Here is a 14,362-nt window from a genome sequence, read left to right on the forward strand (position 1 = left end):
AAAAAAAGCAGGCCCAGATTTCAATCTGAGCGCCTGCTTACTACAATACGAGTTATATTTATTGAAAATTGGGTAACGCATCAAGATTGTTACTTGGATCTCCATCGGCGTCACCACGAATATACATTTCCCCATCTCTACCCTTAAACACATTTACACCGGCGATCGCTCCGGCATTTACTTCCTGCAAGGCTTGTTCATAATCCAAGATTCGTCCACTGGAAGTTTTGAATGATGTTAAATCACCATCTCCATTTTTCTGAACCGCGATAAATGTTTCTCTGGTGTTAGGTCCCATTCTATATCACATCTCCTCAGTTCTTGATGTCCCTGTTAGGGATGATTATAGTTTGTCCTATATTCATATTTCTATTTATTATTAAAGCGGTTTTTCCATCCGTACGTGAGGAATACCAGCGTCATCGAATGGCTCAGTAGATATTGTCTCGTAACCGATCTTCTGGTAGAACGGCTCAGCTTGGCACTGTGCGTCGAGAACGGACTTACTTAATCCTAGTTCACGAGCGAGCTCCTCCAAGGCCAAAAGCAGTATTTTACCGATACCTTGAGAACGAAATGCTTTATGAACAGCAATTCTCTGCATTTTAGCTGAATTGTCCTTATAATAGGTCAGTCTTCCTGTAGCAGCATACGTACCATCTTGCTCTATCAACACATGATGCACATCAGGACTGATCACATCATATTCGTCAATCTCCAGATCAATGGGTACCATTTGCTCCTTTACAAACACTTCCTTGCGAATATCCAGGCAATGCTCTAATTGTTCTTCATTTTTTACATGTATAATTATAGCGGCAGTCATTGATATTGATTCCTCCCATGTTGTCTTTTCGTAAGCTCGAATTGCATCATTATACAAAAAATTGGTAGTCATGTATAGTTGAATTAAATTGAAAACTAAGTATATTGAAACCGTAAAAAGAGGAGTTGTCCGAACAATGGTCCTTGGAATTACGATCGCTGCCGCTGTATTAATTACTGTTATATTAATCATATTAATGTACTATACAACAAAAAAAGGCTATTCTCGCAAATGGGACGAAGACTAATCAAGCTTAGAGCGCGCTATTCTTTAGAGTAAATGTCATCTATTATACCTGGGCCATATACTCCATTCGAAACTGAGGGACCGGACCACGATGATTTACTTACTTGTCGCTGCAGAGTTTCAGGGTCAGGCGATAAGTTACACCCACTTACTACTAATAGCGAAGTAATTCCTATGATTAGAACTAGTCTTCTAGGAATAGACTCCTGCGTTAACAATCGAAATTGTTTGTCGTTTCGCATCCTTACAACTCAACCCACTTTCCGTTTATCGTCGTATGATTCATTGTTGTCTCGTGGGGGTCGCTTTATACGCATCAAACTATGATAAAAACGCTTAAAATAGTTTGACATTCCCCTCCCATCCTGCTAATATAAATTTTACATTCGCTATATTCATGATCTGCTAGCTCAGCGGGAGAGCACTATCTTGACAGGGTAGGGGCCAGTGGTTCGATCCCACTGCAGATCATACTAAAAAACCCTTGAGGCCATTGGCCTCAGGGGTTTTTGTTTGTTTATGTGAAATTGACTTTGTTGAGGATTTGAGGGTGGTTTGGGGACGGAATTTCCAAAGTGTCATCATGGAAAAAGCCCCACCGGTCGAAGTCGGTAGAGCTTTATACAAACAATTCATTTCATAGTTACCGTAAGCAGGCTCTTGATACGATCACAAGCAATATGAACAAAACTAAAATTACTCCGGTTGATGTCCCTATTCCACAACAAACAGGTTTTGGTCTACCACACTCTCCAAACCCTCCAACTATACCGTTCATGTGTATCCTCCTTATGTTTAACTTAGTGTTTAGCTCACATCTCATCCTATTCTAACGTCTACTATTCGACCTGGTTCATTGTACCGCTGTAGTCTTTTTCACTGCCTAAATTATCAGCGCTTGTACTAGACCAAAATCAAGCTAAAGAACAACGATCTTCATTGGAATCAAACCTTCACTTTTAACCCACGGATAAAATAGTCCAGTTTAAGCAAAATAACTAAACATGTTGTGGTTTGCAATTTTAAAAATGGAGGATAAAGCACTGATGCTCAAACTTAAAACATTGTTGATATTATCCGTAACAGTAGCATTATATGGGGGTTATGCTGATGCGCATCCAGCTTCACAACTTAGAGACAGGAGCTTTTATGAGGAACGCGGTGATATCGTATGGGAAGTTCCGACTGAAAAAAAGACGATCGCCTTTACATTCGATGATGGTCCTGATCAAAGGCAAACACCAAAAATTCTAGACGTGTTAGAACAATATCAGGCCAAAGCCACCTTCTTCGTCGTTGGAGATCGAGTTGATCGTTTTCCTGAAATTGTTCGAATGGAACTAAGTAAAGGACATGAAATTGGCAACCATTCTTATCATCACCCTTCCTTCCAGAATCTAGGTAGAGACAGTATCCTGTCTGAATTGACGAAGACGCAACAAGCGATTAGCCAGGCGACTGGTCAAACAGCGGTACTATTTCGTCCACCTGGAGGATCCTACAATCAAAACATTATTAATATCTCCAAGGAAAATAATCTACAGTTGATCTTATGGTCATGGCATCAGGATACAAAAGATTGGAAGGCTCCTGGGGTACAAAGGATAGTCAATAAAGTGCTAAATAATGTTCGGAATGGTGACATTATTCTTATGCATGATTATGTATACAATAGCTCACAAACCTCAGAAGCACTAAAGATCATATTACCTGAACTGCAAAAACGGGGGTATTCATTTGTAACCGTGTCACAACTGCTATCCCAAAAATCCGATCAAGATCACCACATCAAAGTAACTCAATAATTTCCATGCCTTAAACTCAATTGCTACTCTTAAAGGTGCGAATATAAAGGGATGATCCTCCATAGTGAGGGTCATCCCTTTTTTCAGATAACATACTTACTATACTTTTATATTGACTAAGTAACAGAAATTCACTACAATTCAGTAGAATCCAATATAGACAGGTGATATATAATGAACAAAACCAAAACATCTTACCGCATATTATTATTTTATAAATTTGTACCCATTTCTGATCCGGCAATATTTACGGCAGAGCACTTGCAATATTGCAAAAATCTTGGAGTTAAAGGACGTATTCTTATCGCCTCCGAGGGGATTAACGGAACCGTATCGGGAACAGTAGAACAAACCGAACGTTACATGAACGATCTTCGCTCCAATCCACTGTTTGCAGACATTGTATTTAAGATAGATGAAGCGGAAGAACACGCATTCAAGAAAATATTTGTAAGGCACAAAGAGGAACTGGTTACATTCCGATATGAACATGAGCTTGATCCCAATAAACTGAGTGGTAAGCGATTATCCCCCAACGAATTCTATGAACAATTGCAAGAAGACGATGTCATAGTCATTGATGGACGCAACGATTATGAATATGAAATTGGCCATTTCCGTGGAGCCATTCGCCCTGATGTGGAATCTTTCCGTGAATTCCCAGATTGGATTCGGCAAAATATGAGCCAATATAAAGACAAAAAAGTATTAACTTATTGTACAGGTGGAATCCGTTGTGAGAAATTGACCGGATTTCTTATGAATGAAGGCTTTTCGGATGTCGCACAGCTTGAGGGTGGAATTGTAACTTACGGTAAAGACCCCGAAACTAAGGGACGGCTATTTGACGGAAAATGTTATGTGTTCGACGAACGCATCTCCGTACCAATTAATCAAACCAACGAAGACATCGTTATTGCAAGCTGTCACCATTGTGGGGTAACACATGACCGTTATATTAATTGCCCTGTGTGTAACCTTCAGTATGTTAGCTGTGAAGATTGCGAAACGCATCACCATGGCTTTTGTTCCGATGCATGCAAAGAAGCCACAATGCCCGTCTAATATTGGGTAATTATTTCGCGCTAAGTAAGTCAAGGGAGTGTCCAAAATGAACCCAAAAAATGATTTGTCCACAAGAGACCAAATTCTCCAAATGATGAAAACGTCAGGTCCTCTTAGCGCCAAGGAAATCACGGACCGCCTCCAAATTACTGAGATGGCGGTTCGACGCCATCTTGGTACGATGGAACGTGATGGATTGATTGAATCCAAAATGGTTCGTCAAACATTAGGCCGTCCTACAGCAGTCTACGGGTTAACTGAATTTGCGGAAAATTTATTCCCTAAGAACTACCATACACTCACTCTAGACTTGCTCGGAGAATTAGCAGAAGAAACCGGTGAAGAGAGTGTCAATCGATTATTTGAACGACGTAGAGATAAATTAAAGCATCAATATCAAGCTGATATGAAAGACAAATCATTTGCTGATAAAGTACGCAGACTCGCTGAAATTCAAAACGATAATGGTTATATGACTGAGCTTGAGTCCCATGGAGAAGATGAATTCATTCTGAAGGAACACAACTGTCCGATTTCCCAAATTGCAGGACGTTATAATCACGCCTGTAACTGTGAATTAAATCTATTTGAATCGCTTCTAGACGCAGATGTCGAAAGAACGGAATGTCTCGCTCAAAACGATAGAAGATGTCTTTATATTATTCGTAAACACAAATAAACCTTCGAAGCCTATGGCATCGAAGGTCTTTTTTTATATTTCAAAAGCTAGTAGCTCTTCTTCTATTCGTTGTTTAATCAATTTTATGCATTCCTCAGACGTCGTGGCGAATACCCTCTTCGCATTAACCAATGCATAAGGTCTGATTTTACATAAACCACATAAACTAAGACATTCCGTACGAAGTACTGCAACTTCGGGATACTCCTCTTCCAAGTCTTCTAATTCCAGTGCGCTCATAAGGTTGCTGTCGCAGACTTCAACTACTACAATACCTAGTCCCACATCATTTCACTCCAAACCAAACTAATTCATGTACGATCACTCATTATGATGAAAGAGATAGAGTTTGTCAATGTGTATAATGCAATTAACATACTTAACATACATTTATGTTGACTAAGTGGTTAGATAGGGCTATAATAATGATTATCAAGAAAACAATCTACATATATTAGAGAGGATGAATTTAATAATGGCACATCAACTACCTGCTTTACCTTACGCTAACAACGCACTTGAACCACATATCGATGAGCAAACGATGACGATTCACCACGACCGTCACCACAACGCATATGTAACTAACTTGAACGCAGCATTGGAGTCTGCTCCTGAGCTTCAATCCAAATCTCTTGAAGATTTGATTGCTAACTTGGACAGCGTACCTGAAGCGATTCGTACTGCAGTTCGTAACAATGGTGGCGGTCATGCCAACCACTCCCTATTCTGGGAAACAATCGGACCAAACGGCGGCGGTCAACCTTCCGGTAAATTGGCTGATGCAATTAACAATGAATTAGGTGGCTTTGATAAATTCAAAGAAGATTTCGCTAAAGCAGCAACAACTCGCTTTGGTAGCGGTTGGGCATTCCTTGCTGTTGATGCTGACGGCAAATTGTCCGTATATAGCCTTCCTAATCAAGATTCCCCAATCATGGAAGGTAAAACTCCAGTTCTAGGTCTAGATGTATGGGAGCACGCTTACTACTTGAAATATCAAAACAAACGCCCTGACTATATTGCAGCATTCTTCAACGTAATTAACTGGTCTGAAGTTGAGAAACGTTACGAAGCAGCAACTAAATAATATCGGACTACATTTTACTTTAAAGAAAAAAGACGCTCTCCGTGGAGGGCGTCTTTCTTTAATTTCATTACACAAGTCCTGCCTCTTTAAGATCCTTCACCGAACTACGAATCACCAGTGTAGGAGGTACACTATACCGAATAGACTCCCGGCAATTATCAGTTAGCATCAATAGCATTGAAGCTGCGGCATCACACATGTTTTCTTTCTCAACACGCATAGTTGTCATGGTTGTCATGGTCGTACCGATCTTGTCCCCGTATTCAGTATCATCATAACCCGCAATAGATACACGCTCAGGAATTATGATTCCACGCTCTTCCAGAAGCCCCGCTAGGATAAAGGCAATACGATCGTTTCCGCAAAAAAAAGCCGTCGGTAATTCCTGTAATCCATCGAGAAACTGCACGATTTCTTTTGCCGTATAATCATATCCTTCTGAGGACGTTAGACAATTCTCACTCTGAAATTCCAGTCCATGATCCTGCATTGCTTTCCAATAACCAAACCATCGCTCTTCATGGCTCGTCGTCATATTTGTTGGACCAATGAACCCTATTCTTTGATGTCCAGCAGCAATAAGAAAGGACACCACCTCATAAGCCCCTTCCATATTAGCCGATGTGACCACAGGGCATGATAAGTCTCGATAATAAGAATCAAGCATAACTAGCTTTATATCCTTCTCCCAAATAAGCCGAGCATAAGCTTTATCGATAATCCCAAACAAAATGACACCACGATAAGATATGTCTGTAAACAAACCAGGAAGCTTTAATCCTGTCTCCATCTCTCGATCAATCGGTGCAATTACGGCGTTAAATCCTTTTTTACGGATACTCTTCTCAAGTCCCCATATCATGTCATGATAAAATTGAAAATGATCGTTATCCTGGTAACTCATGATCCGTTCAGGCACAAGCACCAATATGTTCGTATTCTCAGTCGTGTCGATCGAAGCATAGGGCCCATAGCCCATATCTCTAGCCGTCTGCAATACAAGTGAACGCATCTCATCGCTCACGCCCTTCTTGTTCATCAGAGCCAGCGATACTGCGTTCTTAGATATTTCCAATCTGTTGGCAATATCCTGCATTGACACTTTCTTTTTGCGGCCCAAACTTTTCATTCCTTTCGAAACATGATAAACTTAGGCTAAATATACTTTACAAATTTAACTTTTGTCAAGTTTGTCAAGTGATTTGACATGAATAACTGGAGGAATGCACTTTGAGTTACGCAGTTGGCATTGATATCGGCGGCACAAAGACAGCCATCGGATTGATAGACTCCGCAGGAGTCGTCCTAGCAAAGACATCCCTACCGACTGACCAATCTGTCCAACCTGATGAGATGGTAGATCGGATTGCTAAAGCGGTTAAGGAACTGATTGCAGCACAAAATATGAAAGAATCCGAACTGCTCGGTATTGGCGTTGGTGCACCTGGTCCACTCAACACGAAAACAGGTCATATTGTCAAACCACCCAATTTACCGGGTTGGTGGGATTTCCCTATATTGAAATCGCTAAGCCGGCATTTCGATCTTCCGATTACTTTCGAGAATGACGCTACGGCGGCAGCACTCGCTGAGAAATGGGTAGGTGCCGCACAGGATGCCGAACATTTCGTATTCATTACGATTAGCACAGGAATCGGCGCCGGTATTTATACCCATGGCAAACTACTCACTGGAGCAACCGGCAACGCCGGAGATGTGGGACACTTCGTAATCGATCCCGCTGGAGGCAAATGTGTCTGTGGACAATCTGGATGCTGGGAATACCTTGCGTCGGGTACCGCTATTGCAAGACAAGCCTCAACACTACTAGGCCGTGAAGTATCCTCTAAGGAAGCTTTTGATCTGGCAGCTGCAGGAGACGTTGCTATCAAGGAACTTGTAGATGGCGTTTTCCGCTATATCGGAATTGGGTGTGTTACACTCATTAATACTTTTGATCCAGAATTGCTTGTCATTGGAGGCGGTGTGTCCCAAGTTGGTGCGCCGTTGTTTGATGCTATAAGAGATTATGTCTCCGAGCATGCTTTGAATCCTTCAGGCCGAAATACCACTATAGTTCCTGCCGCCTTACAGCAAGATGCAGGATTAATCGGTGCAGCAGCCTTAGTCCATATGACATACTAAAATCTAATACTCAAAGGAGTCCTTAATCATGAATGAACCAATTTTTTTAGCACCTGTTTTCCAAGAACGGATTTGGGGTGGAAGAAAGCTACAGGACCTATTCGGCTACGATATTCCCAATGAACTCACTGGTGAATGCTGGGCTGTCTCCGCACATCCAAACGGACAAAGTATTGTTAAGAACGGAGCTTATCAAGGTAATACCTTAGGCCAACTATGGAGCTCTCATCAAGAGCTATTCCATTCAGATTCTCCAGTATTCCCATTGCTCACCAAAATATTGGATGCTTCAGACAATTTGTCCGTTCAGGTTCATCCTGATGATGAATATGCCGGCAAGAACGAGAACGGTGAACTAGGCAAGACAGAATGCTGGTACATCGTTGATGCAGAACCAGGTGCAGAAATTATTTATGGACATGAAGCACAATCTAAGGAACAATTGGTACAAATGATGAACGATGCTAAATGGGATGATCTTCTAACCAAGATTAAAGTTAAACGTGGTGATTTCTTCTATGTCCCTAGCGGCACCATTCATGCGCTTGGCAAAGGTATTGTCGTACTAGAAACACAACAAAGTTCAGATACTACTTACCGTGTGTATGACTATGATCGTAAGGATAAGGATGGTAATGGTAGAGAACTTCATCTTCAAAAAGCCATTGATGTTTCTACTGTGCCACAAGCTTATGAACCCGTTTCCTACGAAACCTTTAATCAAAAAGGAATTACGATTACTCAGCTTGTATCCAATGAATTTTTTACTGTTCAGAAGTGGAACATTGACGGAACCGCTGATTTCACTGCCAATCCTAAATATACAATCTGCAGCGTAATTGATGGTAGCGGCCAACTTATTGCTGGTGACAAAGTTTACTCCCTCAGCAAAGGTGAACACTTCATTCTCCCTGTTGATTTCGGACCATATCAAATGAGTGGCACTCTCGAACTGATTATTTCCCGGGAATAGTTGTCACAATGAAAAGAGCCGTTTTCCCTTTTATACAAAGGATAAACGGCTCTTTTCTTAATTAAGTATTGGATCTTTAGACGTTCAAATAGCGCTCACGTATGATTTTCAAATGATGAAGGGTATGTCCATAAATAATATAAGCGAGCGCTCGCGTTGAAATCGGTCCCTCGCTTGCTATACCCAAACGTAACCAATCAGCATCTTCTAATTGTCGGGTCAAGGTAAGTGTAGACTCTCTAACCGCTGAGAAATCTTGAAGCAGTTCTGCAACTGTATGCCCATCAAAATGTGCATTACTTACAAATAGGGTTTCCTCGAATGACGGAAGGGGTGTAGTATCCCCTCTAGCAATCCGTAGCAGCCGATAACTCATAATCCGCTCTGTATCCGTAATATGGCCCAAAACTTCCTTCAGAGACCATTTCCCTTCGCCATAACGGAACTTACCCTGCTCGTCAGAGATATCGACTAACTCTAATATCACTTGCTTAGCTTGTTGCTGGAGTAAATCCAGTAAATCTCCCTCTGGCACTTTATCAATATATACTTGATAATGACTCAGAAATTCCCCATCTTGCGGTCTGGTTAACATGAATTCACTCTCCCCATCGCTTATTATCAGTCTTCCCATACATCGTTCATCAACGTTTGAATCTCTTTACTTCTCTTGTGCGTCATCTGCTGATTAGTTACCCACTTACTGCCGTCCCATTCCACAACGTCTCCGGCTTTTGCCGTGGACTCTACCAGATTGCGGAGAATATCTCTTGTATGCCCATCAACTTCAATGATGCAATAATCTTCCTCAAATCGATCGATGATACCAAGCATAATTAGCTCACCTTTCTGTTGTCACCTGATAATCTAGTCCGTCTGAAGTGATCTCAACAGTTCCTTGCAGATCATTACGATACACTTCAATATTCTTCTTACGCAGACGTTCTAGTATAGTCTCCTTAGGATGACCGTATGAATTATCTCCAACCTGTATCACTGCATACTCAGGGTTAACTTGGTTCAAGAAGCTTAGCGTAGTAGATGACTTAGATCCGTGATGCCCGACGAGCAGGACATCCGCCTGAAGATCTACACCCGAACCGATCATCTCCTTCTCACTGGCACTACTCGCATCTCCCGTCAGTAGAAAAGAGGTATCCCCGTAGGTAACCTTGATAACAGCACTCATATTGTTATTATCCAAGCCATTTACAACTGGTGCTATCATAGTGACGTCAACCTGTTCGTCCCAATCTAACTGCAGTCCCGCCTTAGCGGTAGTAACCTTAAGCCCCTTATTCTTTATTGATCTTAGCAACGATTCAAACGTCTTCGTATTGGCTTGGACTTTAGGCATATAAATTTTGCCTACATCTACAGTATTGATGACAGCATCAAGCCCCCCAATGTGATCCGCATCTGGGTGGGTACCGATGACGATATCCAAGCGATCCACACCATATTGTTCTAAGTACTCCACCATCTGCTCTTCCCGATCGTTATTCCCAGCATCAATCAACATCGTTTGTCCCGTTGGACTGATAAGTAGCTGTGAAGCTCCTTGACCCACATCCAGAAATATGACTCTAAGCTTACTCTCTGAATCTACGGAACCAGGAGCAATTGTCGTCTCATTCTGTGATTCCCATTCTAACGAACAACCTGAAATAATGAATGATAATAATAAGCAACCCAATAGTACGATAGACATTTTGCGTTGTCTTTTCATAGAAGCTAACCTTTTCGTGATGACCAAACTCCCCCGTATGTAATATAATTAGAACGTTTGTTCTATCCTAATTATATTTGAATCATCTTCCAGAATCAATCATAACCTACGTTGTGCTCTCGCTTTATATTGCTTAAATTGAAAATATATAGTGCATCCTACACAATATCCACAAATAGCAGCAAATGCGGCCAAACCAAGCATCCAACTGAAACCGTAGCCTAACCAGTTTACCTGGACAAGAAAACCTAATAATGATCCTGTCAGAAATATTACGGCTAGCACATTGTTGAATCGTTGCAGTTCTTTAGCTTGACGAGGTGAGGAATCCACTTTAAGAAATGGCTTAGCTAAAATAACAAATATATTCTTACCAAATATAAGACCTGTGATTTGAATCATCCATAAGAGTAATAGTACATACGGTTCTCTAAATAAAGAAGCAATAATAACGAACAATACAATACCGATTTGATTAGCTTTTACAAAGGGTTCTGGAATCTCATTCAATATAACTCACCTACCCTTAAGTTTTATTTGAATATACATCTTAATTCCCTCTAAATCAATATGAATATATGTATTTGGGCATAAATAAAAACCGCCTTGCAACCAAGGCGGCTTAAAGTATGAAACTTATATTATCATCTTAACTAACTTTTACAGTGATGCTGATTGTTTTTCCGTCGAACTTCGCTTTAATTGTTGTGGTACCCTTAGTTAGTGCCTCGATTTTACCGTTAGTAACTTTGGCAACTGAAGGTTTGGAGCTTGTCCAAGCCGCACTACCAGTGACAGCAGAAGTCTTACCAGTATCATACCCAGCAGTCAGCACTACAGTTTTGACGCCGCCTGGGGCTAATACTAACTTCTTCTCATCTACGGTAAGAGTCTTCAGTTTAGGTACTACGCTAACCTTGACGCTAACCTTGATTCCTTGATAAGCACCATTTAAAGTAGCCGTACCTTCACTCACTGCTTTCACAGTAGTGGACGTTATTGAAGCAACCTCAACATTAGAAGATTCCCAGTTCACTTTACTTGCCAGATTTACTGTTTTGCCATTTGTATAATATCCAGTTACTTTGATTGCCTTAGACTTTTTGAGATTAAGCTCAATGTTCTGCGGCTCAACTACAATTTTTGTGATTTTAGGTTCAATAACAACTGGAATACTGATTACTTTGTTCGAATAAGTCCCTTTTAGCGTAGCGGAACCTTTAATCAGACCTTTAATTACTTTTCCTGAAGCCGTGTCTTTAAGAACTGCATTAGAGCCGGTTAAGGTCCATGTCATTTGATCCGTATAATTGGCAACTTCACTGCCGTCTTCCCATACGATCGAAATGGCTGGAAGCGCACTTTCTTCACCAATGATTACATTTACATTCTCAACTTCAGTAATAAGGGCTAAGACTTTCTCTTTTACTACGAGCTTAACAGTTACAGTTGTTCCTCGAACTGCACTCTGTGAAGTTATAGTAGATTCAGGAAGCTTTGCAGTTAGGATCACTTCACCAGCTGCTTTAGTTACAATCTTCCCATCTTCTATTTTTGCAATTTCATCATTTGATGATGACCAAATAACTTCTTTACTAAAATCGAGAGTTTCTTCATCCAGCTTAGTTGCATCCACCTTAGGAACGCTCAATGATTCACCTTTCAAAAGTTCTAACTCCGTCTTCTCCGTTTTCTCCAATGCTAGTTTCGTAATGGTTGGATAGACTGTGATGTTAATACTTTTACTTATACCTAAATAACTAACTTTCACTGAAGCAGTTCCAGCAGCCTTTGCTGTCACTACACCTTTATCTACAGTAAACAGTAACGGATTAGAGGAGGTCCATTCCGCTTTTTCTGTAACGTCGTCTGTATGATTAACAGCATCTCTAACACCTGCTGTCACTTCAAGCTGCTCACCAATGAACATTACTTGTTTCGTTGATGGTGTTACGATGATCGCCTCGTGTTTCGTACGCACGTAAACATCAACTTTAGCTTTTACACCAAGGTATTCTGCAGTAATCGTCGTCTTACCAGTAGTAAGAGCTTTAACTTTGCCTTCCACTACCGTTGCAACACCACTATCAGAAGAGGTCCATGTGGCTTTCACAGACGCATCACTGCTTTTTGTTTTATCAACGGCTAGAGTCGGTATGGCTTGTAAGGTAATTTCATCATCACCAACAAGCAATTCGATATCATTTTCGACAACCGAATTTTGTCCATCAACTATTTTCAACTCAGAATACGGTGAAGATACTGTCGCCTTAAAGGACGCAGTCAACCCAGAATACTTAACTGTAACAGTTGCCGTTCCCTCGCCGACCAAAGTGATTTTACCCTTCTCGATCGTCAGGACTGAAGCATTCGAAGTGCTCCACTCCGCTTTGTCAGAAACATCGGTTTTGTTGGCCTCAGACGTATCAATCGTCGCCTTGGCATAAACCCATAAATTAGTATCACCCAGTTTAAATTTACCTTCTGATCCGTAATCTAGGCTCAACTCTTTATACGTATCTACAACTTTGATTTCGATAGTTGATACAGGGCCTTTATCGTGCTTGGCCGTAATTGTCGCTTGCCCACTTTTAATGGCAGTCACATATCCGTTAGTGACTTTAACAATGGAATCGTCTGTTGAGAACCAGTCTACAAGCCCAGTCAAATCACTCTTCGAAGTTGAACCTTCGAGCGTTCCCCATACCTTCAACTGCTTTGTCTTGCCTACGTTGAGTTCTACTATAGTACCAGAACCCTCGATATCAATCGAACGAACATCTCCTGTTGCTGCAAGCACACTTGTCGGAAATACTGCAGCAAGAAGCAGTGTTAGTGCTAGAAGCCATTTCATCATTTTCTTGTTTGCAATCATCAATTTCTCTCCTTTGGGTTGTCACTTTTGCTAGAATCAGTTTCCAGCCCTATGCGTTTTATATCGACAAATAGGAGGAATTACGTAACCCCTTTACTGAAATTAATCCCTTGGTCCTAGAAAACAATCTAATAATTACCCTATATTTCCCAATCAATCGGTTCTTGGCCTTGTGATTTTAAATGCTCATTAATTTGAGAAAACGGTCGGCTTCCAAAGAACCCCCTTCTTGCGGAAAGAGGGCTAGGATGCACAGAAGTGATCACTGTATGTTTACTCGCATTAATCTTGGCACCCTTCTTCTGTGCATGATTACCCCAAAGCACAAAAACAACGGGCTCCTCCCGTTCATTGAGGGCTTCAATAACTGCATCAGTGAACAATTCCCATCCCTTCCCTTGATGAGAACCCGCTTGACCGTCACGTACAGTTAACACATTGTTAAGCAAAAGCACACCTCGTTCCGCCCATGGCGTCAAATTACCCGAAGCCGGAGGATTGATCCCAAGATCACTGAATAGCTCCTTGTATATATTCCGAAGTGAAGGCGGAATCTTTACCCCTGGTAATACGGAGAAGCTTAATCCGTGTGCTTGTCCCGGGCCGTGGTAGGGGTCTTGTCCCAAGATCACTACTTTTGTATCTCCAAAGCTTGTCAGCCTTAGCGCCTCAAATAAGAGATCCTGTGGTGGATACACAGTAAACTCACGGTATTCTGAATCCAACCATTTCATTAATTCTATAAAATATGGCTTGCTCACTTCTCTATGTAGTTGATCATCCCAATCATTACCAAACATCACTATTTTCCCCTCTCTTTTTCTTAGAGCACGAAGTATACAAATCAGCTATCCTACTGTGTAAACAAAACAAAAGGAGTCCTAGGCCAGCTTCTCGCCGACTTAGAACTCCTTCTGTTATTTAAATAC

General features: G+C 41.2%; 18 protein-coding genes and 1 tRNA gene. 7 read left to right on the forward strand and 12 right to left on the reverse strand.

Translation table 11 applies throughout. From position 1 onward, the window contains the following. Positions 1 to 58: 58 nt before the first annotated feature. The 3 genes from NST85_RS19530 to NST85_RS19540 form a co-directional block, all read right to left on the reverse strand. Positions 59 to 298 carry a DUF3892 domain-containing protein gene (locus tag NST85_RS19530; protein WP_127191080.1) on the reverse strand — a complete coding sequence of 80 codons (240 nt, stop codon included), beginning with the start codon at positions 296 to 298 and terminating at the stop codon, positions 59 to 61. 81 nt (positions 299 to 379) lie between these two features. Then, positions 380 to 826, reverse strand: a complete 447-nt coding sequence (locus tag NST85_RS19535) for a GNAT family N-acetyltransferase (protein ID WP_341190145.1) — start codon at positions 824 to 826, stop codon at positions 380 to 382. Between the two features lie 263 nt (positions 827 to 1,089). Next, on the reverse strand, positions 1,090 to 1,314 hold the full coding sequence (locus NST85_RS19540; protein ID WP_341190146.1) for a hypothetical protein: 225 nt from the start codon (positions 1,312 to 1,314) through the stop codon (positions 1,090 to 1,092). A gap of 157 nt (positions 1,315 to 1,471) precedes the next feature. Between NST85_RS19540 and NST85_RS19545 the strand changes: the two genes are divergently transcribed. Then, a tRNA-Val gene (locus tag NST85_RS19545) sits at positions 1,472 to 1,543 on the forward strand. 172 nt (positions 1,544 to 1,715) lie between these two features. Here the strand turns inward: NST85_RS19545 and NST85_RS29365 are convergent. Beyond that, positions 1,716 to 1,850: a YjcZ family sporulation protein gene (locus NST85_RS29365; RefSeq protein ID WP_370877658.1), complete on the reverse strand. Its 135-nt coding sequence runs from the start codon at positions 1,848 to 1,850 to the stop codon at positions 1,716 to 1,718. 268 nt (positions 1,851 to 2,118) lie between these two features. Here NST85_RS29365 and NST85_RS19550 point away from each other — a divergent pair, with 268 nt between their 5' ends. From NST85_RS19550 to NST85_RS19560, 3 genes are all read left to right on the forward strand, one after another. Beyond that, positions 2,119 to 2,877, forward strand: a complete 759-nt coding sequence (locus NST85_RS19550) for a polysaccharide deacetylase family protein (protein WP_341190147.1) — start codon at positions 2,119 to 2,121, stop codon at positions 2,875 to 2,877. A gap of 174 nt (positions 2,878 to 3,051) precedes the next feature. Continuing rightward, positions 3,052 to 3,942, forward strand: a complete 891-nt coding sequence (gene trhO / locus NST85_RS19555; RefSeq protein ID WP_341190148.1) for an oxygen-dependent tRNA uridine(34) hydroxylase TrhO — start codon at positions 3,052 to 3,054, stop codon at positions 3,940 to 3,942. 46 nt (positions 3,943 to 3,988) lie between these two features. Then, the gene (locus NST85_RS19560; protein ID WP_341190149.1) at positions 3,989 to 4,621 is read left to right on the forward strand and encodes a helix-turn-helix transcriptional regulator; all 633 of its coding nucleotides are present in this window, start codon (positions 3,989 to 3,991) and stop codon (positions 4,619 to 4,621) included. A gap of 33 nt (positions 4,622 to 4,654) precedes the next feature. Here NST85_RS19560 and NST85_RS19565 read toward each other — a convergent pair whose 3' ends face one another. Next, a complete protein-coding gene (locus NST85_RS19565) occupies positions 4,655 to 4,906 on the reverse strand; it encodes a DUF1450 domain-containing protein (protein WP_127191085.1) in 252 nt (83 codons plus the stop codon). 190 nt (positions 4,907 to 5,096) lie between these two features. On the opposite strand from NST85_RS19565, the gene NST85_RS19570 reads away from it, so the two are divergent. After that, a complete protein-coding gene (locus tag NST85_RS19570) occupies positions 5,097 to 5,711 on the forward strand; it encodes a superoxide dismutase (RefSeq protein ID WP_127191086.1) in 615 nt (204 codons plus the stop codon). Positions 5,712 to 5,778: 67 nt separating this feature from the next. Here the strand turns inward: NST85_RS19570 and NST85_RS19575 are convergent, their stop codons facing one another. Next, on the reverse strand, positions 5,779 to 6,840 hold the full coding sequence (locus NST85_RS19575) for a LacI family DNA-binding transcriptional regulator (protein ID WP_246053987.1): 1,062 nt from the start codon (positions 6,838 to 6,840) through the stop codon (positions 5,779 to 5,781). A 101-nt stretch (positions 6,841 to 6,941) separates the two neighbouring features. Between NST85_RS19575 and NST85_RS19580 the strand changes: the two genes are divergently transcribed. Next, the gene (locus NST85_RS19580; RefSeq protein WP_341190150.1) at positions 6,942 to 7,856 is read left to right on the forward strand and encodes an ROK family protein; all 915 of its coding nucleotides are present in this window, start codon (positions 6,942 to 6,944) and stop codon (positions 7,854 to 7,856) included. A gap of 28 nt (positions 7,857 to 7,884) precedes the next feature. Continuing rightward, complete coding sequence (gene manA, locus NST85_RS19585) at positions 7,885 to 8,829, forward strand: mannose-6-phosphate isomerase, class I (protein WP_341190151.1); 945 nt, start codon at positions 7,885 to 7,887, stop codon at positions 8,827 to 8,829. 76 nt (positions 8,830 to 8,905) lie between these two features. On the opposite strand, the gene NST85_RS19590 is transcribed toward manA, so the two are convergent. The 6 genes from NST85_RS19590 to NST85_RS19615 all read right to left on the reverse strand — a co-directional run bounded on the left by NST85_RS19590 (position 8,906) and on the right by NST85_RS19615 (position 14,233). Next, a complete protein-coding gene (locus tag NST85_RS19590; RefSeq protein ID WP_341190152.1) occupies positions 8,906 to 9,424 on the reverse strand; it encodes a DinB family protein in 519 nt (172 codons plus the stop codon). 26 nt (positions 9,425 to 9,450) lie between these two features. Beyond that, complete coding sequence (locus NST85_RS19595) at positions 9,451 to 9,663, reverse strand: DUF3006 domain-containing protein (RefSeq protein WP_307396200.1); 213 nt, start codon at positions 9,661 to 9,663, stop codon at positions 9,451 to 9,453. A 7-nt stretch (positions 9,664 to 9,670) separates the two neighbouring features. Continuing rightward, entirely contained in the window at positions 9,671 to 10,558 is an 888-nt protein-coding gene (locus tag NST85_RS19600; RefSeq protein WP_211350046.1) for a ComEC/Rec2 family competence protein, read from the reverse strand. 99 nt (positions 10,559 to 10,657) lie between these two features. Further along, the gene (locus NST85_RS19605) at positions 10,658 to 11,068 is read right to left on the reverse strand and encodes a DUF4395 domain-containing protein (protein WP_341190153.1); all 411 of its coding nucleotides are present in this window, start codon (positions 11,066 to 11,068) and stop codon (positions 10,658 to 10,660) included. 139 nt (positions 11,069 to 11,207) lie between these two features. Beyond that, a complete protein-coding gene (locus NST85_RS19610) occupies positions 11,208 to 13,433 on the reverse strand; it encodes an Ig-like domain-containing protein (protein WP_341190154.1) in 2,226 nt (741 codons plus the stop codon). A 140-nt stretch (positions 13,434 to 13,573) separates the two neighbouring features. After that, entirely contained in the window at positions 13,574 to 14,233 is a 660-nt protein-coding gene (locus NST85_RS19615) for a uracil-DNA glycosylase (protein ID WP_307396205.1), read from the reverse strand. Between the last annotated feature and the right edge of the window lie 129 nt (positions 14,234 to 14,362).

The organism is Paenibacillus sp. FSL K6-2524 (genome assembly GCF_038005525.1).
GTDB classification, from domain to species: Bacteria; Bacillota; Bacilli; order Paenibacillales; family Paenibacillaceae; genus Fontibacillus; species Fontibacillus anaericanus.

Coding starts and splice junctions, on each gene's coding strand:
- NST85_RS19530 (WP_127191080.1), bottom strand. CDS start 298: ATGGGACCTAACACCAGAGAAACATTTATCGCGGTTCAGAAAAATGGA.
- NST85_RS19535 (WP_341190145.1), bottom strand. CDS start 826: ATGACTGCCGCTATAATTATACATGTAAAAAATGAAGAACAATTAGAG.
- NST85_RS19540 (WP_341190146.1), bottom strand. CDS start 1,314: ATGCGAAACGACAAACAATTTCGATTGTTAACGCAGGAGTCTATTCCT.
- NST85_RS29365 (WP_370877658.1), bottom strand. CDS start 1,850: ATGAACGGTATAGTTGGAGGGTTTGGAGAGTGTGGTAGACCAAAACCT.
- NST85_RS19550 (WP_341190147.1), top strand. CDS start 2,119: ATGCTCAAACTTAAAACATTGTTGATATTATCCGTAACAGTAGCATTA.
- trhO (WP_341190148.1), top strand. CDS start 3,052: ATGAACAAAACCAAAACATCTTACCGCATATTATTATTTTATAAATTT.
- NST85_RS19560 (WP_341190149.1), top strand. CDS start 3,989: ATGAACCCAAAAAATGATTTGTCCACAAGAGACCAAATTCTCCAAATG.
- NST85_RS19570 (WP_127191086.1), top strand. CDS start 5,097: ATGGCACATCAACTACCTGCTTTACCTTACGCTAACAACGCACTTGAA.
- NST85_RS19575 (WP_246053987.1), bottom strand. CDS start 6,840: ATGAAAAGTTTGGGCCGCAAAAAGAAAGTGTCAATGCAGGATATTGCC.
- manA (WP_341190151.1), top strand. CDS start 7,885: ATGAATGAACCAATTTTTTTAGCACCTGTTTTCCAAGAACGGATTTGG.
- NST85_RS19590 (WP_341190152.1), bottom strand. CDS start 9,424: ATGTTAACCAGACCGCAAGATGGGGAATTTCTGAGTCATTATCAAGTA.
- NST85_RS19595 (WP_307396200.1), bottom strand. CDS start 9,663: ATGCTTGGTATCATCGATCGATTTGAGGAAGATTATTGCATCATTGAA.
- NST85_RS19600 (WP_211350046.1), bottom strand. CDS start 10,558: ATGAAAAGACAACGCAAAATGTCTATCGTACTATTGGGTTGCTTATTA.
- NST85_RS19610 (WP_341190154.1), bottom strand. CDS start 13,433: ATGATTGCAAACAAGAAAATGATGAAATGGCTTCTAGCACTAACACTG.
- NST85_RS19615 (WP_307396205.1), bottom strand. CDS start 14,233: ATGTTTGGTAATGATTGGGATGATCAACTACATAGAGAAGTGAGCAAG.